Consider the following 21,770-nt stretch of genomic DNA (forward strand, 5'->3'; position numbering starts at 1 on the left):
TGAATCCTACCCACTCGATCCCTGAAAGACTCATTGGCAAACCTCATGCTGCTGATTTGTTTTCGCTATTAACCGACGGTATTAATAGAAGAAAACGTGATCTACAGCGCCAACGGCTTTTCGGCGAGTCGGGCCATGCCGAGAAACGGGCTGGCTTCAACATAGCGCATGGCGGACTTCATATCCTTCCAGCCCACGTAACTCATCAACGACTTCAAGTCCCAACCGCTTTGATGAGCCCAACTGGCAAACCCGCGTCGCAAGGAGTGACTGGTGTAGTGCTCGGCGGGAATGCCGGCACGCTCCAGCGCCTGGCGCAGTAGCGGGATGACGCTGTTGGCGTGCAGCCCCTCCTCGCTCAAGTGGCCCCAACGGTCGATGCCTCGAAAAACCGGCCCGCGAACCAGTGCAGCTTCGGTGATCCACTGGATGTAGGCGTTCACCGGGCAAAGGCGCTGCAAGGCCGGGGTCTGGTAGGTCTTGCCAAGATTCTCGCGGTCACTCTTGGTTCGCGGCAAATAGAGCGTGATACCGGAACTGGCGATCGCCTGAACGTGTTCGATTTGAACACGGCACAACTCATCACTACGAAACCCGCGCCAGAATCCCAGGAGGATCAGCGCCATGTCGCGCCGAGCCCGCAGGAGTGCGGGTTGATCCTGCTGCGCCTTGGCCGCTGTCGCTTCCTGTTCCAGCCAGGCAACCACCTGCTCCAGATGCTGGAGTTGCAAAGGTTCAGCCTGTTTCTCCTGGGCCGGGTGCAACGCGCGAATGCCTTTGAAGACCTTGCGTACCACCGGCGCCTTGGTTGGATCGGGAAACCCTTGGCTGTTGTGCCACTGCGCCAGCGCCGACAAGCGCAACTTCAGCGTGTTGATCGATAACTCCCCCGCATATGCCACCAGATAGCGCGCGACGCTGTCGGCAGTCGCAGGCAGAAACCCGCCCCAACTGACTTCGAAATGCTCAATGGCCGCCCGGTAGCTGCGGCGGGTGTTGTCGCGCGTGGCGGCCTGTAGGTAACGATCCAGCTCAGTCATCGGCTCAACTCTCTAAAACGTACCGCGTTGGCGGGTGCAATCGCGCCGTGTAGCTCATCACACGGGGTAATACCAGTATATCCCGCATGACAAACTGACATCATTTATCTTTATTTTTTCGATGGTACACTGCGTACCATAGTGGTATGTACCACAGTGCTAAATCGTAGGAGAACTCATGGCTCGTGGCGGCGTAAATAAAGCAGTGGTGCAAGCGGCACGGTTGGCGATCCTCGCCCGCGGCGAAAATCCAAGCATCGATGCAGTACGGATCGAAATGGGCAACACGGGTTCGAAAACTACGATCCATCGCTATCTGAAGGAGCTGGACGACGGCAGAGAGCGCGCCGAGCCCGCGCCAGAACCTATCGATGACGAGCTGGCGGGACTGGTTTCACGCCTGGCTCAACGCCTTAAGGAGAAGGCCCAGGAACCCATCGACCAGGCTCGTGAGCAGTTCGATCAGCTGCGCAAAGCGCTGGAAAGCCAACTGACAGACGCACAGAAAACCAACACCGAATTGCATCAGCAGTACGAGATGCAAAGCCTGGCGCTGACACAGGAATCAGAGTCACTTCAAGAAACCCGTTCGATGTTGCAGACCGAGCAGACCCGCAACGCTGGGCTGAGTCAGGCGTTGGCCGGCTTCGAATTACGCTTGCAGGACAGGGACGAGCAGATCCGCTCGCTGGAAGAAAAGCACCTGCATGCGCGCGAGGCCTTGGAGCACTACCGTAATGCCGTCAAGGAACAGCGCGAGCAGGAACAAAGCCGCCACGAAAGCCAGGTGCAGCAGATTCAAATGGAGTTGCGTCAGGCGCAGCAAAGCGCAATGGTGCGCCAGGATGAGATCACCCAATTGCACCGCGACAATGAGCGCTTGTTCACCGAAAACCGCGGCGCGCAGAGAGAGCTGAACCTGTTGCAGGATCAACTCAAGCAAACCAATAGCCGACAGGACCAGTTGCTGGAACAGGTCCATCGCATCGACAGCGAACGCACCCTCCTCCAGGAACGCTTGCGCGTCGCATTGCTGGAAAGTCAGTCGTTGAAGCAGCGTGTCGACGAGCAGTCGCAGATAAACAAAGTGCTGGAAATCGAACTACTCAAGACTCAGGCGAGCCTGGATGAAAGCGTGCGCCTGGCGGCGGTCAGTGCGACAGCGCCAGACGCAGCCAAGGACGATTAACCTGCGACGGACGTGCGCATAGTGACGAACTCTTCGGCGGCCGTCGGGTGCACGCCGATGGTTTCGTCGAAATCGCGCTTGGTCGCCCCAGCCTTCAAGGCAATGGCCAGCCCCTGCACGATCTCGCCGGCATCCGGCCCGACCATGTGACAGCCAAGAACCTTGTCGGTCTTGGCATCTACCACCAGCTTCATCAGCGTGCGCTCCTGGCATTCAGTCAGGGTCAGCTTCATCGGGCGGAAACGGCTTTCGTAGATCACCACCTCGTGGCCGGCTTCGCGGGCGTCTTCCTCGCTCAAGCCAACGGTGCCGATGTTCGGCAGGCTGAACACGGCGGTCGGGATCATCTTGTAATCCACCGGGCGATATTGCTCAGGCCTGAACAAGCGTCGCGCCACGGCCATGCCTTCGGCCAAGGCGACCGGCGTCAGCTGAACCCGACCGATCACATCGCCGAGCGCCAGAATCGAGGGCTCGGCCGTCTGAAACTGCTCGTCGACCTCGATAAAGCCTTTCTTGTCGAGTTTGACGCCGGTGTTTTCCAGGCCGAGATTATCGAGCATCGGACGCCGACCGGTCGCGTAGAACACACAATCCGCCTCCAGCTCGCGGCCATCCTTGAGCGTCACTTTCAGGCTGCCATCAGGTTGCTTGTCGATACGTTCGATGTCGCTATTGAACTGCAGGTCCATGCCGCGCTTGGTCAGCTCTTCCTGCAAATGCTTGCGCACCGCCCCATCGAAACCGCGCAGGAACAGCTCACCGCGATATAGCAACGTGGTCTGGGCGCCCAGCCCGTGGAAGATACCCGCGAACTCAACGGCGATGTAACCGCCGCCAACTACCAGAACACGCTTCGGCAACTCCTTGAGGAAGAAGGCCTGGTTGGAACTGATTGCATGCTCATGCCCCGGAATTTCCGGGATCTGCGGCCAGCCACCGGTCGCAATCAGAATATTTTTAGCGGTGTGGCGCTCGCCATTGATCTCGACCGTGTTTGGGTCAACGATTTTGGCGTGACCTTCATGCAAGGTCACGCCGCTATTGACCAGCAAGTTGCGGTAAATGCCATTCAGGCGATTGATCTCGCGGTCCTTGTTGGCGATCAGCGTGGCCCAGTCAAACTGTGCCTCGCCCAGTGTCCAGCCGAAACCGGACGACTGCTCGAAGTCCTCGGCGAAGTGCGCGCCGTAAACCAACAATTTTTTCGGCACGCAGCCGACGTTCACACAAGTGCCGCCCAGGTAGCGGCTCTCGGCCACGGCCACTTTCGCGCCAAAACCGGCGGCAAAGCGCGCAGCGCGCACACCACCGGAGCCGGCGCCAATCACATACAAATCAAAATCAAAGGCCATTTTCAATCTCCTCGGCAGTCCACAAGCATACCCGCAGACGTCCGCCGGGCAAGTACTGCAAACGATATGGGGGCCAGAAATGAAAAAGCCACCTGCGAAGGTGGCTTTTCATTACAAGTGGGTCAGGCGTTATCAGTAAGCCTTGCCAGTCTTGTAGAAGTTCTCGAAGCAGAAGTTGGTCGCCTCGATGTAGCCTTCAGCGCCACCGCAGTCAAAACGCTTGCCCTTGAACTTGTAGGCAATCACGCAACCGTTTTTCGCCTGCTTCATCAGCGCATCGGTAATCTGGATCTCGCCACCTTTGCCCGGCTCGGTTTGCTTGATCAGCTCGAAGATGTCCGGAGTCAGGATGTAACGACCGATAATCGCCAGGTTCGACGGAGCGTCTTCCGGGGCCGGCTTCTCAACCATGTTGCGTACACGGTACAGGTCATCAGCGATCAACTCGCCGGCGATCACGCCGTACTTGTTGGTTTCCTGCGGATCCACTTCCTGAATCGCGACGATGGTGCAGCGGTACTGTTCGTACAGCTTGACCATCTGAGTCAGTACGCCGTCGCCTTCGAGGTTGACGCACAAGTCGTCCGCCAGTACCACGGCAAACGGCTCGTCACCGATCAACGGGCGACCCGTCAGGATCGCGTGGCCAAGGCCTTTCATTTCAGTCTGACGGGTGTAGGAGAACGAGCATTCGTCCAGCAGCTTGCGGATGCCGACCAGGTATTTTTCCTTGTCGGTGCCCTTGATCTGGTTTTCCAGCTCATAGCTGATGTCGAAGTGGTCTTCGAGGGCGCGCTTGCCACGACCGGTGACGATGGAGATTTCGGTCAGACCAGCGTCCAGTGCTTCTTCGACGCCGTACTGGATCAGTGGCTTGTTTACCACCGGCAGCATTTCTTTGGGCATGGCTTTAGTCGCTGGCAGGAAGCGAGTACCGTAACCGGCTGCTGGGAACAAGCATTTCTTGATCATAAAAGTCCTTGAAAGGGCTGTGTGTACGAGTTTCGGCGCAGTCTAATCAGGCGGCGCGCACCTTACAATGCCCCGCACTGGCTAACCGATGCCAACATAGAGAAATATTCCCGCGGATAGTTCCGCAGATCGTGCGGCAGCTTCTAATAGATAGCAGATAACTTCGAACCCACACTGGCGGTTCCACCAGACAGGCAATCGCACCACCATACGCCCATCGGCACTTTCTCAGTGCATTTGGCGCTATCATTGCGCAATTGAACCAGCCAACGAGGCAGATAGATGTCGGAAGCAAAAAGCGTCAACGGGTTCCTGATCAAACAGAAAGACGGCCAATGGTGGATAGAGAACTTCGGCGGCACCGAGACTATCACCGGGCCATTCCCTACCGAAAAGCTGGCGATTGAGGTGGCATCCGTGTTGGAGCTGGAACACCCGCCCGTCAAACGCCGCAGTAAAGACAAGACTTGATCTGAACCGGTTTTTGACCAAGCCCTGCTTCGCGCGGGGCTTTTTTGTGATTAAACGAGAGGAAGTGGCCCTTCGCTATAACCTTTTGAAGCCAGCGCTGTCACAGGCTTAGCCCCATCATCCTGACGACGACAACGACATGACTAAATTTTTGCCTCTGATTGCAGTATTGGCCCTGAGCGGCTGCGCCACCTCGGAAACGGCTTACCTGAAAAACGGCGAGCAGGGGCTGACCATCGACTGCTCCGGCGAAGCCAACTCCTGGGCCACGTGCTACGAAAAAGCCGATACCTCTTGCGCTGGCACCGGCTACCGAATTGTCGGCACCGACGGCACGCCATCAACCAAAGAAAGCGACAAGACCCTGGGTGTCGACGTAGGCAATTTCAAGAACCGTAGCGTTGTCGTGGTCTGCAAGTAAGGTATCGACGTTACATATGAATTTCAGCGAATTTGATCCCGAGGCCCCGCACAGCCTCGATCAAGTCGTCGAGACGACTGAAGGACTCGACTTCATCGTTATCGTCCACCAGAAAGTAACTGCGCCCGGCGCTTTTCTTGAAAAACACGATCCATTCCCCTGGGTTCGCCGGATTCTGAATCACATGGGTGGCAGAGATGTGGCCCTCTGCATGACGCTCCCGAACCTGCTCTCGCTTCATGCCTGACTCCAGAAATGACAATGCCGTCAAAGCGTAGCCTTGACGGCATCGATGTAAATTGTCGCTAGTCTATCAGCCGGAAATACAGGTATTGGCGGCTTTCTGCACATCCTTGGGACGCACCGGTACATTGGACATCCGCTCATGCAGCTTGATGCTGCTGCCACCGGAGCGATTTTCAATGTCAAAGACGGCTGCCGGCGCCGACGAGAACTTCGCCGGAACGATCACACGCATCCCGTCTTTTTGCGGTTCCAACTGCAAGGCGCCACGACTCTCGGCCAGATGCTCAACCAGGCACTGCGCGTACTCATGGGGCTTCTTGCCTGAGATCACGTTCATGGTCGGCAGCGTCTCATCGATCTCCGAAACATTCGCGCAGCCACTCACGACCAACGCCAACGGCAGGACTAACACACCCCACTTCATACAAAACCTCCGATAAAGACCCTCGGACAGCACAAAGGCTGATTTTCTCCGAGGCGGACCACTTTTATCGCTCATGGAATGCCGAAAAACCGGTTTTAATTGTCAAAGTGGAGCGCGACGACCCGATAATAACCTGTACGGGCTGATAAACTGCGCCCATCGCCCATGCTATCGTTTTGATTTTGTAGAAAAAGCCCTTCTGGAGGCGCCTCATGAAATTTATCCACCAGCGCGAGCACCTCAATGAAGACGACATCGTCGTCATCCAGTGCTCCCAAACGTGCAACATCCGCTTGATGAACGACGCCAACTTCCGCAGTTTCAAGAATGGCGGTCGTCACACTTACCACGGCGGCGCATTCGACACCTTCCCGGCCCGGATTACCGCGCCGAGCACCGGTTTCTGGAACATCACCATCGACACGGTCAACCGCCGGCCAATCAGCGTGACCCGCAAACCGACCCTGACGCACTCGATCAAGATCATCCGTCGCTCCAGCACAAAACTGAGCTGATTAACGTCCGCACATGAAGTAAAGCAGGTATCACCGTGGCCCAAACGACCAAGTACGTCATCAAATACAAACTCAACGGTGAACGCCGCTTCGAGTTTGCCCAGCTTGAAAACGGCACCGCAGATGAAGCCAAGGCTGCGCTTGAGGCCATTCATGGCCAGAGCGGCGACGTCATCAGCGAGATCAGCGTCAGCAAAGCGCTGTAACAGCCCCCCGGGGCGACAACATGAATGTCTGCTCCTGCTGCTGAAGTTTGACCGCAAGCACCGGGGTGTTCACCCCGTCACCACGGCCTAGACTGACCACCTCAACCTTTGGTGAAGGCGTCAGATCATGCTGGAGCAACAACTCGATCAGGATGGCTGCGCCATTATCCGATCACTCCTGAGTGCCGAGGTCTGCGACGAAATCAGCGCCCTTTACGGGCAGCCTGAGCTCTTTCGTTCACAGGTGATCATGGCTCGTCACGGTTTTGGTCGTGGCGAGTACAAGTACTTCAAGTACCCCCTGCCGGACCCCGTCGCCCGCTTGCGTAGCGAGCTCTACCCCGGACTGGTGCCAATTGCCAATCGCTGGTACGAATGGATGGACCTGCCGACTCGCTTTCCTGACACGCACGAAGCATTTCTGCAACGCTGCCATGCCGCCGGTCAGGAACGTCCGACGCCCTTGTTGCTGCAATATGGCCCGCAGGACTACAACTGCCTGCATCAGGATCTGTACGGCGAACACGTCTTCCCGTTGCAAGTGGCGATTCTTTTGTCAGCACCCAACGAAGATTTTACCGGCGGCGAATTCGTCCTGACCGAACAGCGCCCCCGAATGCAGTCACGCCCTCAGGTCATTGACCTGAAGAAAGGCGATGCCTTGATCTTTGCCGTCAGCCAGCGGCCGGTCAAAGGTGTTCGCGGCTATTACCGAGTGAACATGCGCCACGGCGTGAGTCGAGTGCACAGCGGAAAACGGCATACCCTTGGAATCATCTTTCACGATGCGTTATGACCCATGAGCCCCACCACTCTGGATTTGTTTGCCAACGTAGAACCCGAGCAGCCGCCCAGGCGCGAGCAGATCGGCGAACAAGCCTGCGTCTTGCGCGGCTTCGCCCTGCCCCGGCTGAATCCGTTACTGATCGCACTGGACGCGGTTTTAGCGGCCGCGCCGTTTCGACAAATGGTCACGCCCGGCGGCTTTACCATGTCGGTTGCGTTAAGCAGTTGCGGCGCCTTGGGCTGGACCACTGATCGATGCGGCTACAAATACACGCGCAATGACCCACAGACCGGGCAACCCTGGCCCGAGATGCCCGAGGTATTTTTCGAACTGGCACAAGCAGCGGCGCGTGAAGCGGGATTCGCGGATTTTGTGCCCGATTCCTGCTTGATCAATCGCTATGTCCCTGGGGCCAGGATGTCATTGCACCAGGACAAAGACGAAGGCTCCTACGCAGCCCCGATCGTTTCGGTGTCGCTGGGATTGCCGGCGACCTTCCTGTTCGGCGGATTTGAACGAAGCGATAAAAGCCTGCGCGTTCCCTTGCTGCATGGCGACATCGTGGTCTGGGGTGGCGTGGACCGTTTGCGCTATCACGGCGTTCTGCCGATCAAGGACGGTCATCATCCGAGACTGGGCGAACAAAGGATCAACTTCACTTTTCGCACGGCCGGATGAAGCGCTCGAATTTGACCGCAAGACCCGGAGTGCGATGCCCCTTCTGCCTGATTAATCTGAATGAAACGGGTCAATGGACATACAGACATGACAACGCATTCGACTAAAACAGCAACCGAGATCGATCCTCGCTGGGCCGCGGTCGTCGCGCGCGATCCGGCTGCAGACGGGCAATTTGTCTATGCAGTAAAAACCACCGGCATCTACTGCCGCCCCAGCAGTCTGGCGCGCTTGCCGAAACCGCAAAATGTCGAGTTTTTCGACACGCCGGAACAAGCCCAGGCGGCGGGTTATCGTCCAAGCAAACGCGCCGTAAAAGATCAAAGTGACGTCGCCGCCCAACACGCGGCCACCGTTGCCGTCGCCTGCCGGCACATCGAATCCGCCGAAAATCTGCCGGCGCTCAATGAACTGGCGGACGCAGCAGGCCTGAGCAGTTTCCACTTCCATCGAGTGTTCAAAGCCGTTACGGGGCTGACACCCAAGGGTTACGCCACGGCCCATCGTTCGCGCAAGGTTCGTGAACGTCTGGCGGACGGCGGCACGGTCACCGATGCCCTATATGACGCCGGCTTCAATTCCAACAGTCGTTTCTATGAAGCAGCGGATCATCTGTTGGGCATGAAGCCAGGTGACTACCGCGCTGCCGGACAAAATACCGACATCCGTTTTGCCGTCGGACAGTGTTCCCTGGGAGCCATTCTGGTGGCGCAAAGTGAACGCGGGGTTTGCGCGATTCTGCTGGGGGATGATCCACACCAACTGGTCTGCGATCTACAGGATAAGTTTCGCCGCGCCCATCTGATCGGTGCCGATCATGAATTCGAGCAACTGATCGCTCAGGTTGTAGGATTTATCGAAGCTCCGGCCCTTGGCCTGGACTTGCCGCTGGACGTGCGCGGCACGGCGTTTCAGGAGCGCGTCTGGCAAGCCTTGCGCGAGATTCCCGCCGGCAGCACCGCCAGTTATGCCGAGATTGCCCAACGCATCGGGTCGCCAAAAGCCGTTCGCGCCGTGGCCCAGGCGTGCGGTGCGAACAGTCTGGCAGTGGCGATCCCTTGCCACCGCGTGGTACGGAGTGACGGCAACCTGTCGGGCTACCGCTGGGGGGTTGAGCGCAAACGCGTTTTGCTGGAACGTGAGACGCGCTGATCAGCGATTCACATCGACCACCACCCGCCCGCGCAATTGCCCGGCGAGCAAGCGCGGCGCGGCATCGATGGCTTCGCTCAACCCGATTTCATGACTGATCAGTGACAACAACGCGAAGTCCAGGTCTTTGGCCAGCCGATTCCAGGCCAGTACGCGTCTGGCCTTGGGCTGGGTCACGCTGTTGATCCCGGCCAATGTCACGCCGCGCAAAATGAACGGTGCGACCGAGGCCGGAAAGTCCATGCCTTGCGCCAGTCCACACGCCGCGACCGTGCCGTTAGCCTTGGTGCTGGCGCAGGCATTGGCCAAGGTGTGACTGCCGACCGAGTCAATGACCGCCGCCCAACGCTCCTTCGCCAACGGTTTGCCGGGTTCGGACAACGTGGCGCGGTCAATGATTTCACTGGCGCCCAGCCGTTTCAGGTACTCGTGTTCGGACGTTCGCCCGGTGGATGCCACGACGCGATAACCCAGCTTGCTCAGCAGCGCGATGGCGAAACTGCCTACACCACCATTGGCACCGGTCACCAGCACTTCGCCTTGCTCCGGCGCCACGCCGTTATGCTCCAACGCCAGGATGCACAGCATTGCCGTATAGCCCGCAGTGCCAATCGCCATGGCCTGAGCGCTGGTAAACTCCTTTGGCAGTGGAATCAGCCAGTCACCATTCAGGCGTGCCTTCTGCGCCAATCCCCCCCAATGGCCCTCGCCCACGCCCCAGCCATTGAGCACGACTTGATCACCGACCTTGTAGTCCGGGTGCTCACTGACTTCGACAGTGCCGGCCAGATCGATCCCCGGCACCATCGGGAATTTTCGCACCACCGGGCTGCTGCCGGTGATTGCCAATCCATCCTTGAAGTTCAGGGTGCTGTACGCCACGCGTACCGTCACATCACCCTCGGGCAGTTGATCTTCATTGATCTCTTGCAGTGTGGCCCGGTAACCGCTGTCGTCTTTGTCGATCAAAATACCGTTGAACATTGTTGCCTCTCAATGGAATCAATCAGAATGTGGAACCCTTGAAATACCACAAAGAAACATTTCGCCGTACCAGACTTTAAGCCAAACCGCTGACCAGCCAAAAGTTGACTGGTCCTTCACCCGCGATAACTGGTAAAAAACCGGTTCTACCGTCCCTGTCCTGTTTTGACGTCGGAGCATCATTCAAATGAGCCAATGGCCAGACACCCGCATTCTCGACCTGCTCGGTATCGAACTACCGATCATCCAGGCCCCCATGGCCGGCGCCAATGGATCGGCCATGGTCGTCGCGGTAAGTAACGCTGGCGGTCTGGGCTCGATGCCGGCGGCGATGCTGAGCATCGAGCAACTGCGCGAAGAGCTGAAGACGATACGCCAACACAGCCAGCGCCCGTTCAACATCAACTATTTCTGCCATCAACCTCCGGCTCCGGATGAGCAACGTGCCCGGGACTGGAAGAACTTGCTGGAACCTTACTACCGGGAACTGGGCGTCGATTTCGATGCGCCGACACCGGTATCCAATAGAGCACCATTCGATGCCGCGGCCTGTGAGGTCGTCGAAGAGTTTCGCCCTGAAGTAGTCAGTTTTCACTTCGGTTTGCCAGAAAAATCCCTGCTGGATCGGGTAAAAGCCACCGGCGCGAAAATTCTGTCCTCGGCCACCACGGTCGAAGAAGCCGTCTGGCTGGAACAGCAGGGCTGTGACGCAATCATCGCCATGGGTTACGAGGCCGGTGGTCATCGCGGGATGTTTCTCAGTGACGATCTGAGCAGCCAGGTCGGGACCTTTGCTTTGGTGCCTCAAATTGTCGATGCCGTGAAAGTGCCGGTGATTGCAGCCGGTGGAATCAGTGATGCGCGGGGTGTTGCGGCAGCTTTTGTATTGGGCGCTTCGGCGGTGCAGGTGGGCACAGCTTACTTGTTCACGCCAGAAGCCAAGGTCAGCCGGTCGCACTACAAAGCGTTGCGCACCGCCAAAGAAAGCGAGACCGCCGTCACCAACATTTTCACAGGTCGCCCGGCACGCGGCATTCTCAATCGGGTGATGCGCGAACTCGGGCCGATCAGCGATAAAGCGCCAACCTTCCCACTCGCCGGTGGTGCGCTGATGCCGTTGCGAGCCAAGGACGAAGCGGATTTCAGCAATCTGTGGGCTGGGCAGGCATTCAGGTTAGGCGTTGACATGACGGCTGCAGAATTGACCCGACACTTGGCGGATGCAGGACTGGCCAAGCTGCTCGGTCGATAAAGCGATCCCCTGCAGCAGCTGCCGAGCCCGCGAGGCTGCGTCCGGTGGCGCAGCCGTCGTAAACCCTGCCTCCACGGTGTATCTGATACAACCGAGTTGCCTGATCTTACGGCTGCTTCGCAACCGGACGCAGGCTTCGCCAGCTGCTACAGGGTTGAGCGCGGCTAATACCGATTCCCCACTCAGAAACCAACACATTCCGTTTACAGGCTTTTCGCTATATATTCATCTATATAGCGATTTACCCCTTGCAGCACTCGCCTACCACGGAGCCGTTTCATGACCATTCGTGCCTCACGTTTTGCCCCTGCGTGCCTCACCAGCCTGATCGCAGTCTTCGCTTTCGGAGCCGCCAATGCGGACGAAGTCCAGGTCGCTGTCGCGGCCAACTTCACTGCGCCCATCCAGGCCATCGCTGCCGATTTCGAAAAAGACACCGGGCACAAACTGGTCGCGGCTTATGGTGCAACCGGCCAGTTCTACACCCAGATCAAGAATGGCGCGCCGTTCGAAGTGTTCCTCTCGGCAGACGACACCACGCCGCAAAAACTTGAAACCGAAGGTGACACGGTCAAGGGTTCGCGCTTCACCTACGCCATTGGCACCCTGGCCTTGTGGTCGGCCAAAGACGGCTACGTCGATGCCAAGGGCAAAGTACTGAGCGACAATCAGTATCAGCATCTGTCCATCGCCAACCCCAAGGCCGCACCTTACGGCCTGGCCGCGACTCAGGTACTGGCCAAGCTGGGGCTGACCGACAAGGTCAAGGACAAAATCGTTAAGGGCCAGAACATCACCCAGGCCTATCAATTCGTCTCCACCGGCAACGCCGAACTCGGTTTTGTAGCCTTGTCGCAGATCTACAAAGACGGCAAAGTCACCGGCGGCTCGGCGTGGATCGTTCCAGCCGACATGCACGACCCGATCAAACAAGATGCGGTGATCCTCAACAAAGGCAAGGCCAACCCGGCCGCCAAGGCTCTGGTTGACTACCTTAAAGGTCCGAAAGCCGCCGCTGTCATCAAATCCTACGGTTACCAACTCTAAATGACGCTGACCAGTGCCGACTTCTCCGCCATCTGGCTGACCCTCAAACTGGCGTCCCTGACGACTGCCATTCTGCTGGTCATCGGCACTCCGATTGCGTTATGGCTGTCGCGCACCCGTTCCTGGTTGCGCGGCCCGGTCGGGGCGATTGTCGCCCTGCCGCTGGTCCTGCCGCCCACGGTGATTGGCTTTTATCTGTTGCTGGCGCTGGGGCCTCACGGCTTTGTCGGTCAGTTCACCCAATCGCTGGGATTTGGCACCCTGACATTCAGTTTTGCGGGACTGGTCGTTGGCTCGGTGCTGTATTCGATGCCATTCGTGGTTCAACCGCTGCAAAACGCCTTTTCCGCCATTGGCACTCGTCCATTAGAGGTCGCCGCGACCTTGCGCGCGAATCCATGGGACACCTTCTTCAGCGTGATTTTGCCCCTCGCCCGACCCGGTTTTATCACCGCTGCGATTCTCGGCTTCGCCCACACCGTCGGCGAGTTCGGCGTGGTCTTGATGATCGGTGGCAACATCCCGGACAAGACCCGCGTGGTGTCGGTGCAGATCTACGATCACGTCGAAGCCATGGAATACGCCCAGGCCCATTGGCTGGCCGGGGCGATGCTGGTGTTCTCCTTTGCAGTGTTGCTGGTGCTCTATTCCGGCCGTAAAACCAAAGCAGGCTGGAGCTGATCGATGATCGATATGCGTCTGAAACTGAGCTATTCGGGGTTCGCCCTGGACGTGGACCTGCAAGTGCCTGGCCGCGGCGTGACGGCGCTTTACGGACACTCAGGCTCGGGCAAGACCACCTGCCTGCGCTGCATTGCGGGGCTGGAACGGGCGCAACAGGGTTTTATCCAGATCAACGATGAGGTCTGGCAGGACAGCGACAACAAGATTTTCGTGCCGCCGCATAAACGCGCGCTGGGATATGTCTTCCAGGAAGCCAGTTTGTTTCCCCATCTGTCGGTGTTGGCGAATCTGCAATTTGGCCTCAAGCGCATCCCGAAACAGCAGCGCCGAGTCGACATGGACCATGCCACGGAACTGCTGGGGATCGGGCACCTGTTGGAGCGTCACCCGCAGCATCTTTCCGGCGGCGAACGGCAACGGGTCGGCATCGCCCGCGCGCTACTCACCAGCCCGAAACTTTTATTGATGGACGAACCGCTGGCGGCGCTGGACAGTCAGCGCAAGAACGAAATTCTGCCTTACCTGCAACGCCTGCACGATGAACTGGACATCCCGGTGCTGTACGTCAGCCACTCGCAGGATGAGGTCGCGCGGCTGGCCGACCATATCGTCTTGCTGAGCGAAGGCAAGGCACTGGCCAGCGGCCCCATCGGCGAAACCCTCGCTCGCCTGGACCTGCCAATGGCGCTGGGCGACGACGCCGGCGTGGTGATCGAAGGGCATGTCAGCGCCTATGACGCCCACTATCAGTTGCTGACTTTGCAGTTACCCGATACCGATCTGGGCATTCGCGTCGCCCACGCGCCCATGCCCCTAGGCCAGGCACTGCGTTGCAAGGTTCACGCGCGCGATGTCAGCCTGAGCCTGCGAAGCGTCGAGCAAAGCAGCATCCTCAATCGCTTGCCGGTCACGGTAATCAGTGAAATCGGTGCCGACAACGCCGCCCATGTGCTGATCCGCCTGAACGCCGCCGGCACACCCTTGCTGTCACGTATCACCCGCTACTCCCGAGACCAGTTGGGCCTGCATCCCGGCCAGCAACTCTGGGCACAAATCAAAGCGGTGGCGGTCCTGGCTTAAATCCGTCGGCACAAACGACAAACGAGTGCTGTAAATGGCTGTACTGGCCCCCTGATTTGTCACCCAGGATGACTCGCAATGTCCGCAAGCGCTGCCAGGAAATCCCCGGACAAAATCTATTCCAGTATCTGGATGAAAACGGCGAGCGACATACCGTCAGTTCCGCCGACGTCAATGCCTACCTGCAAACCCTTACCGGTGCCGATTTCACGGCAAAGGATTACCGCACCTGGGCGGGCAGTGTTCTGGCGTTGTCCGTGCTGCGCGAATTGCAGTGGGAGCCCGAGTCCGATGCAAAGCGACAGGTAATAGAGATGGTCAAGAACGTCGCCAGACAATTGGGCAACACGCCGGCGGTGTGCCGAAAATGCTACATCCACCCGGCGGTGCTGGAAGCTTATATGCTCGGAGCCCTGGCCGAACTGCCTCGACCAAGATTGCGTAAAGGGCTCAAATCAGAGGAAGTCGGGCTGGCAGTGTTCCTTGAGCGAATGCTCGCTAATGCTGAAGCGACGAACTGACCTGCCTATTTTTTGCACGATCACAAAGAACTTCTATAGTTGATCTGAACATGAATCAGCTGCGGTGACGCCATGGAAGACATTTTCGTTGCGATGCGATGCAACAAGATCACCATTCATGGCCGCCGAGCGGGAGAAACCGGCTACCCACCACCTGACGCCGCTGTCTGGTATCGCATTGCCGATACTCGCACGCAGGGGTTCATCGGGGGCCAACGGCTGAATTCAACGTCGCAAGTGATGGCCCGCCTGGGTTGATGAACAGTCACCTGACTGCCACGGGTCTATACTGAAAACTACTGAAGGAACAGCAACCCCAACAGCTGAAAGCTCGCCCCTCGCGGGCTTTTTGTTGCCATTTGCCAGGTTTCTTCTACGGAGGTGTCTGCCATGTCCGAAAAAGAGTCCATCACCACCCTCCTCACCCTGCTCGACTCCCGGCAGGCGCGACTTGCCGCCGCGTGCAAGGAAATTGCCGACTGGGTCGATCATCAAGGGGGGCACCCGACAGCCCTCAGAATTCGTGATCGGCTGAACGACATCGAAAAAGACACACCCCTGATTCGAAACACGCTGTCGTCTTTAAAACCTGTCGATCCGCCCCTCCCACGGTTCAGATGATTCGATCCGGACACGCGACGCAAGAACAGGGCCTGTTTCACGCCCCATGAGCGGTGACCCATCGTCATCGGGTCTGCGCATGTCTGTAGGTCTGTTGTTGCCCCCCTCAACCCGGCCTGTCGCCGGGCTTTTTTTTCGACACTTCTTTCACGTCACATTTACAACTCAAGTCCTACAGTGAGCTACTCCTTTGAAGAATTACCTTGGTCTGCCCGCATGCAGGCCTTTTTTTTGCCTCTGAAAACCTATCGGCCTCCGCCGACCTTGTAGGAGCCGAGCAAGCTCGGCTCCTACAGGTATGTGGCGTTTTGCGAGTTCCTGGCGTGCCTAGCCAGGAAGCCAACGAACGCTCGCGTTGGCGGGGGGTCAAACAATCACACGTCACGAAGGAGGCGTTCCATGGTCACCCACTTCAAAGTCAGCGGGCACTTGGCCTGCGGCCACAAAGGCAGCAACCTCACGTCCACCCAAGAACTGAACCGTGTGAAATGCAGAAGTTGCCGAAACACCGATGCGTACAAGGAAGCGCGCAAGGTCCAGCGCAATGCGGCACGCCGTGCCGCACGCAAGGCCAAAGCCACTCACACCGCCAATGACTGGCGCTCAGCCTGGACCGAGCGGCTTGCCGCCATGGCCGGGCTGCAAAGACTGCCTCGTGGTTTTACCGGCCAGCCTTTTGTTTAGAAGGCTCATTCAACAACTGGGTCGGCCCTGCTCGGCCCAGTATTCATGTTCGCGGGCTTCATGATTTCAGCGAGCGACATGCGCTTGAACGCTTCAAACAACCGCCGCCCCTCTTCGGGTGCACAAGATATGGCCAGGCGCATAGTTGCCTCACCCATTTGCCAGATCAGAAAAGCCGCATCAGCGACTTGCTGGGCATCACTGCCTGGAAACACCCGAAGCATCGCATCGGCCAGCAACCTGCCCGCCACACGACTCTCCTCCAGCTCCAATGCCAGCAGTTGCTTGTCGGCCTGCATCCCCGACCAGATATCGCGCATCGCCGGCTCTGCCTGAGCGATGTCGTAATACTGCTCCAGCAAATCTGAATAGGCCTCGCTCAATCCTTGTGCGTCCTCAACAGCTGCCAGTGCCGCCTCTATGCATCGGCGACTCTCGGCGTTGAAGCGCTCCGCCAGCGTACGGATGACTGCACTCTTGTCTGGAAAATACTGATACAGCGATCCGATCGAAATCTCCGAGCGTTCGGCAATTTCACTCATCTTTAGCGAATCGCTGCCCTTGGTCGCGATGAGCTGGGTCGCCACGGCAAGTATTCGCTCCTGTCGCTCGCGACTGCGTTGTTGCGTGGGGTTGCGTCGGGTCGTCTCTGAAAAAGGCTGTTCACGCCCGGTGGTGGCTTTCTTCGGCACTGCATTTCCCCGATCAATTACATGACATTCACTCACATTAGCACCGCCCATTCACACACCCAAGGGGGCAAAGCCGTACGTCGGCTTTCTTCGTCACGCCAGTTGACGGTAGAACATGAGCGTTTATCATCTTTTTAACGTGAGTGTCACTCACATTAACCCGATGGAGATGAACGCGATGAACACGCAAGGCACCCTCCTCATTCTCGGCGCGACCGGTAAAACAGGGAGCAGGATCACTCAACGTCTAAAAGCAGCGGAACTACCCGTGCGCCTCGGTTCGCGCCAGGCAAATCCACCCTTCGACTGGGAGAATCGGTCCACCTGGGATGCTGCGCTTGATGGCGTTCACGCTGTTTACATTTCCTACCAACCGGACCTCGCCGTTCCGGGCGCCGTCGAAACGGTTCAGGCGTTTACCGACCTGGCCGTTCAAAGCGGCGTCGGCAAACTGGTGCTGCTATCCGGACGCGGAGAGGCCGAAGCAGAACACGCCGAACGCGTTATTCAGAACAGCGGCATCGACTGGACCATCCTTCGTTCCAGCTGGTTCTTCCAGAACTTCAGTGAGGCGCATTTTCTGCAGCCCATTCTTCAGGGTGAACTGGCGCTTCCCGTTGGCAACATCGCGGAGCCCTTTGTCGATGTGGAGGACATTGCCGAGATTGCAGTTCAGGCGCTGACCCAACCCGGACACTCAGGCCAACTTTATGAACTGACGGGGCCTCGGGCGCTGACGTTTGCTGAGGCGGTCGATGAGATCGCTAAAGGGACCGGCCGCGATATCCGCTTCGTCGCTGTGCCGCCGGATGCCTACAGAAAGGCATTGGAACAGGAACAACTTCCTGCCGAGTTGATCGCTCTAGTGTTGTACCTCTTCACAACGGTGCTCGATGGTCGTAACACGCCACTGAGCGATGGCGTCCAGCGCGCACTTGGTCGACCTGCACGAGACTTTAGCGACTATGTTCAGCGCACTTTAGAAGCGGGTGTTTGGGCGAATGAAGGATCTCCTACTGGTACCGAATCATACTTTTGACAGCTTACGGAAGACAAAAAAACCGTTTCAGCCGAAACTGAAACGGGCTTTTCCCCGCATCAACGACCGTTACTTCAGGTCGTCAAGCTGGCGATGATCCTGACGCTTATGTGATACAGGCCAAATTCCTCACCCGAATAAATCAACATCATGACTGAGGTCAATACCTTGACTGCCGAAGGCAGGCAAAATTGTACGCGGCAGAAAAAGATAGTTTTTTAGCCAGAATCGCGACAATACGAGACCGCCTGTTGGTCGTACACCGGTAGATCAACCTCAACTGATGACCCTATGAAAGACCCCATTCGTTACGCCGACTACTTGCATATGATTGGAGCCGGTCGCCGCGAAATACCTATGCGCGAGCTGGTATCCGCACCGGTTCGCGATGCCGATGGCCGCTGGCAGGCCGCGCCCCACAAAGCTGCGAAATTGCGTGGAGGCGAGATCGCCGCCATCCTCAAGCCCTATCTCAATGTCCGACTGATGGAGCAACTTCGCGCCGTGGTGCCGCTGGCCCTGTACTTGGTGCTGTTTCAGATCATCATCCTGCGCCAGTTGGTGGAGGACTCGCTGCTTGTCACAGGAGGCCTGTTCGCCGTAATCGTCGGACTGATGCTGTTCATGGAAGGGCTGAAACTCGGCCTGATGCCATTCGGCGAAATAATCGGCAGCAACCTTCCGCGCAAGTTATCCCTGCCGTTGGTGTTGCTGGTTACCCTGCTGCTGGGCATCGGGGTGACTTTCGCTGAGCCCGCTATTGGCGCGCTGCGCGCTGCTGGGCAAAACGTTTCTGCGCAGCACGCGCCCTACCTCTGGGCGATACTCAACCAGTGGACCAGCGAACTGGTTCTGGTTGTGGGGGCCAGCGTCGGTCTGGCCGCTGTAACCGGCACGCTCCGCTTCCTCTATGGCTGGAGCCTGAAGCCGTTGATCTATTTATCGCTGGCGCCCGTTCTGCTGCTGACGGTGTATATGAGCAGTGACCCTGAGCTTGCAAAGATTATCGGCCTGGCCTGGGATGCTGGCGCGGTCACCACCGGGCCGGTCACTGTGCCGCTGGTGCTGGCGTTGGGCATCGGCATCGCGGCGGCTGCAGGCAAGGGTGGTTCCGGGCTGTCCGGGTTCGGTATTGTCACCCTGGCCTCGCTGTTTCCCGTCATCGGAGTAATGCTGCTGGGCCTGTACGTGGCGGCTATCTCCTCGCCGGCAGAAATCGTCGCCGCGGCGCAGGCCGCTACCAACGCCGGACAACTGGCGGCAGACTGGCACACGGTCAGCCCCGGACTGGAGATTGTTTCGGGGCTACGGGCCATCGTGCCTTTGGTGATATTCCTACTGATAGTACTGAAACTGCTGCTGCGCCAAAGCTTGCCGCGGCGCGGCGAGATCTTCCTCGGTATCGCCCTGACCGTGGTGGGCATGTGCGTGTTCAATCTCGGTCTGACCTACGGTCTGTCCAAGCTGGGAGGGAGTGCGGGTTCGCTGATTCCGGCGGCCTTCATGCAGACTCCCGGCGCGGACGACTCCCCGCTCTACATGTATGAGGTGGGGTTGGTACTGGCCTTGGCTTTCGCCTGGGTGCTCGGGTACGGGGCGACCGTCGCCGAACCTGCGCTGAATGCGCTCGGCGTCACCGCAGAGACTCTTACCAACGGCTTTATCCGCAAGCGCAGCCTTATACGTGCAGTATCGATAGGTGTCGCCTGCGGTATTGCCGTGGGTGTGGCCAAGTTGGTGTTCGGCCTGCCACTGGTCTGGCTGGTGGTGCCGCCCTACCTGTTCGCGGTGGTACTGACGATTTTTTCGACCGAAGAGTTTGTCAATGTGGCTTGGGATAGCGCGGGTGTCACCACGGGGCCAATAACCGTTCCGCTCGTTCTGGCCATGGGGCTGGGACTGGGCAATGCCACAAACGCAGTCGAGGGTTTCGGAATTCTTTGTATGGCATCCGTCGGCCCGGTCATCAGCGTCATGCTCCTCGGACAGTGGGCGCGTTTCCAGTTGTGGAGACAGACAAAGGCCGCCACGGAACAGCCTGCGAATCAATTATTGGGCACGGGAGAAGCGGAATGAAAGCTGAAGGAATTACCTACCTTACTGACGTTGCACTGATCACCTGCATTGTCCCCGTCGGGCGCGCAGATCTGGTGATCCGCGCGGCCCAGGGCATGGGCGCGCCAGGCGCCATTGTCTACCACGCCAACGGGCTTGGTCCCCGTGAGCGGCTCGGCCTGCTCAGCATCGCCATTGATGCGGAGAAAGAAGTGGTCAGCCTGCTGGTAGCTGCCGACTATCAGGACGCGGTACTCGAGGCCATCTATCACGCGGCCAACCTGGATGTTCCCGGTGCCGGCATGATCTATGCGACACCGGTGGAAAAAGTGGCTACCTACATCCCCCGCGAAATGCTGGAACAAGGGAGAGCCTCGTGAGCGTGGCGGTTGCGGGTATACCGGGCGGCGCTGCAAAACTCATTACCTGCGTGTTGCCCGACGATGGCACGGAGCGCAGGCTGCTGCTGCTGTTGCGAGAGGCGCATGGCATTACGCGTGCGGACAGCGTCAGCTGCCGCGGTGTGGCCGTACTGCAGGCCGCCAAAGCCCCCCGCAACGAAGTGCCAGAGGCGGTTCTCACCCGGGTGGTCAACGTGGTGGTGGACGAAGCCCAGGCCGAAGCGGTGTTCGACTTCATCTGTGCACACGCCGAGCTGACCGAGCCGGGCAGAGGTTTGGTGTACATGGTCAAATTGAATTTCGCGACGCCACTGGCGATGCCTGCGGGCGTAACGCAAGACCCCGGCGCGAAGGTAGAGGGATTTTGAAAACACTAAATTACAAAACGCCCGCTGTAAGATTTAGCCAATCCGATTGCAACATTCCCATTCCAAAAGTGACGCCAAGAAGCAGAGGATAATTCCAAATCGGCCAACAGTGGACAGTCTGCTGGCATGTCAGCAGCGTAGTTTGATTTTCCTCCTATACTCATCGAGAAACTCGGGTTTGCCATTATTGGCGTGCTTCTCCTCGCACAATGTCGCACTCGCAGTGACCACACTCAGGCAAATCAATGATTTGCAAAATGACAAGGAATGTCATTCCATCACCGCTTTCGACTGCCGCCAGGAGTATCGCCGATGAGAAACATAACTGTCCTGTCAACTGCCCTTGCTGTCGTTCTTGCAGGTTGTGCCTCAGCCCCACCGGGAACGCACACGGAAACTTGCAAGGCAACCAATGAGCAAGAAATCTCGGCCTTGTTTGACCGATGGAATCGCTCGCTGCAAACCGGTGACCCAGACCAGGTTGTCGCCAACTATGCCGAGCGCTCGGTCCTTCTTCCTACCGTGTCGAACAAACCGAGACTAACCGCGACCGAAAAGGAGGACTACTTCCATCACTTCCTGGAAAACAAGCCCGAAGGCAGGATCAACTCAAGGACAATATTTATTGGTTGTAACTCTGCAGTTGACGCTGGACTCTATACATTCACCTTTCAAACTACGGGTGCTCAAGTCAAAGCTCGCTACACATACACCTACAAGTGGGACGGAAAGCAGTGGTTGATTACTAGTCATCACTCCTCTGCAATGCCAGAGAAGAATTGAGGCGGCGATCACTATCGGACATCGGCGGACATCACTCAGACAGCGCCCGACTCTTGCTCAACAGGCCAGGCTGGATGTACATCTCTCTACGAACCCCATGGGC

The 21,770-nt window shown here is 57.9% G+C and carries 26 protein-coding genes and 1 pseudogene; 20 read left to right on the forward strand and 7 right to left on the reverse strand.

The genetic code is table 11. The annotated features are described in order from the left end of the window. Positions 1 to 101 precede the first annotated feature (101 nt). Positions 102 to 1,040 carry a site-specific integrase gene (locus ACWGZX_RS30450; RefSeq protein WP_452626720.1) on the reverse strand — a complete coding sequence of 313 codons (939 nt, stop codon included), beginning with the start codon at positions 1,038 to 1,040 and terminating at the stop codon, positions 102 to 104. Positions 1,041 to 1,218: 178 nt separating this feature from the next. On the opposite strand from ACWGZX_RS30450, the gene ACWGZX_RS30455 reads away from it, so the two are divergent. Then, positions 1,219 to 2,229, forward strand: a complete 1,011-nt coding sequence (locus tag ACWGZX_RS30455; protein ID WP_452626721.1) for a DNA-binding protein — start codon at positions 1,219 to 1,221, stop codon at positions 2,227 to 2,229. On the opposite strand, the gene gorA is transcribed toward ACWGZX_RS30455, so the two are convergent. Together gorA and galU are read right to left on the reverse strand one after the other, a co-directional pair. After that, positions 2,226 to 3,584 (reverse strand): glutathione-disulfide reductase, encoded by a 1,359-nt coding sequence (gene gorA / locus ACWGZX_RS30460; RefSeq protein WP_452626722.1) that lies wholly within the window; start codon positions 3,582 to 3,584, stop codon positions 2,226 to 2,228. The genes ACWGZX_RS30455 and gorA overlap by 4 nt on opposite strands. Positions 3,585 to 3,716: 132 nt before the next feature. Then, a complete protein-coding gene (galU, locus tag ACWGZX_RS30465) occupies positions 3,717 to 4,556 on the reverse strand; it encodes a UTP--glucose-1-phosphate uridylyltransferase GalU (protein WP_008155104.1) in 840 nt (279 codons plus the stop codon). Between the two features lie 282 nt (positions 4,557 to 4,838). Here galU and ACWGZX_RS30470 point away from each other — a divergent pair, with 282 nt between their 5' ends. Both ACWGZX_RS30470 and ACWGZX_RS30475 read left to right on the forward strand, forming a co-directional pair. After that, positions 4,839 to 5,027, forward strand: a complete 189-nt coding sequence (locus tag ACWGZX_RS30470) for an SH3 domain-containing protein (RefSeq protein ID WP_223513458.1) — start codon at positions 4,839 to 4,841, stop codon at positions 5,025 to 5,027. A 139-nt stretch (positions 5,028 to 5,166) separates the two neighbouring features. Continuing rightward, positions 5,167 to 5,448: a hypothetical protein gene (locus tag ACWGZX_RS30475; protein ID WP_452626723.1), complete on the forward strand. Its 282-nt coding sequence runs from the start codon at positions 5,167 to 5,169 to the stop codon at positions 5,446 to 5,448. Positions 5,449 to 5,458: 10 nt separating this feature from the next. Here ACWGZX_RS30475 and ACWGZX_RS30480 read toward each other — a convergent pair whose 3' ends face one another. Both ACWGZX_RS30480 and ACWGZX_RS30485 read right to left on the reverse strand, forming a co-directional pair. Beyond that, positions 5,459 to 5,689, reverse strand: coding sequence for a hypothetical protein (locus ACWGZX_RS30480; RefSeq protein WP_223513452.1), 231 nt, complete (start codon positions 5,687 to 5,689; stop codon positions 5,459 to 5,461). 72 nt (positions 5,690 to 5,761) lie between these two features. Next, positions 5,762 to 6,118, reverse strand: a complete 357-nt coding sequence (locus ACWGZX_RS30485) for a hypothetical protein (RefSeq protein WP_223513450.1) — start codon at positions 6,116 to 6,118, stop codon at positions 5,762 to 5,764. A 212-nt stretch (positions 6,119 to 6,330) separates the two neighbouring features. Here ACWGZX_RS30485 and ACWGZX_RS30490 point away from each other — a divergent pair, with 212 nt between their 5' ends. From ACWGZX_RS30490 to ada, 5 genes are all read left to right on the forward strand, one after another. Beyond that, positions 6,331 to 6,633: a DUF1883 domain-containing protein gene (locus ACWGZX_RS30490; protein WP_007946189.1), complete on the forward strand. Its 303-nt coding sequence runs from the start codon at positions 6,331 to 6,333 to the stop codon at positions 6,631 to 6,633. 35 nt (positions 6,634 to 6,668) lie between these two features. Beyond that, positions 6,669 to 6,839: a hypothetical protein gene (locus ACWGZX_RS30495; protein ID WP_452626724.1), complete on the forward strand. Its 171-nt coding sequence runs from the start codon at positions 6,669 to 6,671 to the stop codon at positions 6,837 to 6,839. Positions 6,840 to 6,966: 127 nt separating this feature from the next. Next, entirely contained in the window at positions 6,967 to 7,635 is a 669-nt protein-coding gene (locus tag ACWGZX_RS30500) for a 2OG-Fe(II) oxygenase (protein ID WP_223513447.1), read from the forward strand. A gap of 3 nt (positions 7,636 to 7,638) precedes the next feature. Continuing rightward, the gene (alkB, locus tag ACWGZX_RS30505; protein ID WP_452626725.1) at positions 7,639 to 8,304 is read left to right on the forward strand and encodes a DNA oxidative demethylase AlkB; all 666 of its coding nucleotides are present in this window, start codon (positions 7,639 to 7,641) and stop codon (positions 8,302 to 8,304) included. 87 nt (positions 8,305 to 8,391) lie between these two features. Next, a complete protein-coding gene (ada, locus tag ACWGZX_RS30510) occupies positions 8,392 to 9,456 on the forward strand; it encodes a bifunctional DNA-binding transcriptional regulator/O6-methylguanine-DNA methyltransferase Ada (RefSeq protein WP_452626726.1) in 1,065 nt (354 codons plus the stop codon). On the opposite strand, the gene acuI is transcribed toward ada, so the two are convergent. Next, positions 9,457 to 10,440 carry an acrylyl-CoA reductase (NADPH) gene (gene acuI / locus ACWGZX_RS30515; RefSeq protein ID WP_452626727.1) on the reverse strand — a complete coding sequence of 328 codons (984 nt, stop codon included), beginning with the start codon at positions 10,438 to 10,440 and terminating at the stop codon, positions 9,457 to 9,459. Between the two features lie 187 nt (positions 10,441 to 10,627). On the opposite strand from acuI, the gene ACWGZX_RS30520 reads away from it, so the two are divergent. The 7 genes and pseudogenes from ACWGZX_RS30520 to ACWGZX_RS30550 all read left to right on the forward strand — a co-directional run bounded on the left by ACWGZX_RS30520 (position 10,628) and on the right by ACWGZX_RS30550 (position 16,329). Then, positions 10,628 to 11,692, forward strand: coding sequence for an NAD(P)H-dependent flavin oxidoreductase (locus ACWGZX_RS30520; RefSeq protein WP_452626728.1), 1,065 nt, complete (start codon positions 10,628 to 10,630; stop codon positions 11,690 to 11,692). Between the two features lie 279 nt (positions 11,693 to 11,971). After that, positions 11,972 to 12,739: a molybdate ABC transporter substrate-binding protein gene (modA, locus tag ACWGZX_RS30525; RefSeq protein ID WP_452626729.1), complete on the forward strand. Its 768-nt coding sequence runs from the start codon at positions 11,972 to 11,974 to the stop codon at positions 12,737 to 12,739. Then, the gene (modB, locus tag ACWGZX_RS30530; RefSeq protein ID WP_223513432.1) at positions 12,740 to 13,420 is read left to right on the forward strand and encodes a molybdate ABC transporter permease subunit; all 681 of its coding nucleotides are present in this window, start codon (positions 12,740 to 12,742) and stop codon (positions 13,418 to 13,420) included. It abuts the gene before it with no gap. Positions 13,421 to 13,423: 3 nt separating this feature from the next. Continuing rightward, complete coding sequence (gene modC / locus ACWGZX_RS30535) at positions 13,424 to 14,503, forward strand: molybdenum ABC transporter ATP-binding protein (protein ID WP_452626730.1); 1,080 nt, start codon at positions 13,424 to 13,426, stop codon at positions 14,501 to 14,503. An 83-nt stretch (positions 14,504 to 14,586) separates the two neighbouring features. Further along, positions 14,587 to 15,024 (forward strand): annotated as a pseudogene (locus ACWGZX_RS30540) (DNA topoisomerase IB); the annotation flags it as partial. A gap of 390 nt (positions 15,025 to 15,414) precedes the next feature. Then, positions 15,415 to 15,645: a hypothetical protein gene (locus tag ACWGZX_RS30545; protein WP_007946177.1), complete on the forward strand. Its 231-nt coding sequence runs from the start codon at positions 15,415 to 15,417 to the stop codon at positions 15,643 to 15,645. 399 nt (positions 15,646 to 16,044) lie between these two features. Continuing rightward, positions 16,045 to 16,329: a hypothetical protein gene (locus ACWGZX_RS30550; RefSeq protein WP_452626731.1), complete on the forward strand. Its 285-nt coding sequence runs from the start codon at positions 16,045 to 16,047 to the stop codon at positions 16,327 to 16,329. 5 nt (positions 16,330 to 16,334) lie between these two features. Here ACWGZX_RS30550 and ACWGZX_RS30555 read toward each other — a convergent pair whose 3' ends face one another. Further along, on the reverse strand, positions 16,335 to 17,021 hold the full coding sequence (locus ACWGZX_RS30555) for a TetR/AcrR family transcriptional regulator (RefSeq protein WP_452626732.1): 687 nt from the start codon (positions 17,019 to 17,021) through the stop codon (positions 16,335 to 16,337). Between the two features lie 178 nt (positions 17,022 to 17,199). Between ACWGZX_RS30555 and ACWGZX_RS30560 the strand changes: the two genes are divergently transcribed. From ACWGZX_RS30560 to ACWGZX_RS30580, 5 genes are all read left to right on the forward strand, one after another. Then, positions 17,200 to 18,060: an NAD(P)H-binding protein gene (locus tag ACWGZX_RS30560; protein WP_452629091.1), complete on the forward strand. Its 861-nt coding sequence runs from the start codon at positions 17,200 to 17,202 to the stop codon at positions 18,058 to 18,060. Between the two features lie 291 nt (positions 18,061 to 18,351). Next, positions 18,352 to 20,136 carry a DUF1538 domain-containing protein gene (locus tag ACWGZX_RS30565; RefSeq protein ID WP_452626733.1) on the forward strand — a complete coding sequence of 595 codons (1,785 nt, stop codon included), beginning with the start codon at positions 18,352 to 18,354 and terminating at the stop codon, positions 20,134 to 20,136. Then, positions 20,133 to 20,495 carry a P-II family nitrogen regulator gene (locus ACWGZX_RS30570; RefSeq protein ID WP_452626734.1) on the forward strand — a complete coding sequence of 121 codons (363 nt, stop codon included), beginning with the start codon at positions 20,133 to 20,135 and terminating at the stop codon, positions 20,493 to 20,495. Before ACWGZX_RS30565 ends, ACWGZX_RS30570 begins: the two co-directional genes overlap by 4 nt. Next, positions 20,492 to 20,884 (forward strand): hypothetical protein, encoded by a 393-nt coding sequence (locus ACWGZX_RS30575; protein WP_223513409.1) that lies wholly within the window; start codon positions 20,492 to 20,494, stop codon positions 20,882 to 20,884. Before ACWGZX_RS30570 ends, ACWGZX_RS30575 begins: the two co-directional genes overlap by 4 nt. A gap of 312 nt (positions 20,885 to 21,196) precedes the next feature. Beyond that, a complete protein-coding gene (locus tag ACWGZX_RS30580) occupies positions 21,197 to 21,667 on the forward strand; it encodes an SgcJ/EcaC family oxidoreductase (RefSeq protein WP_452626735.1) in 471 nt (156 codons plus the stop codon). The last annotated feature ends 103 nt before the right edge of the window (positions 21,668 to 21,770 follow it).

The organism is Pseudomonas sp. CLCA07, from assembly GCF_053615335.1.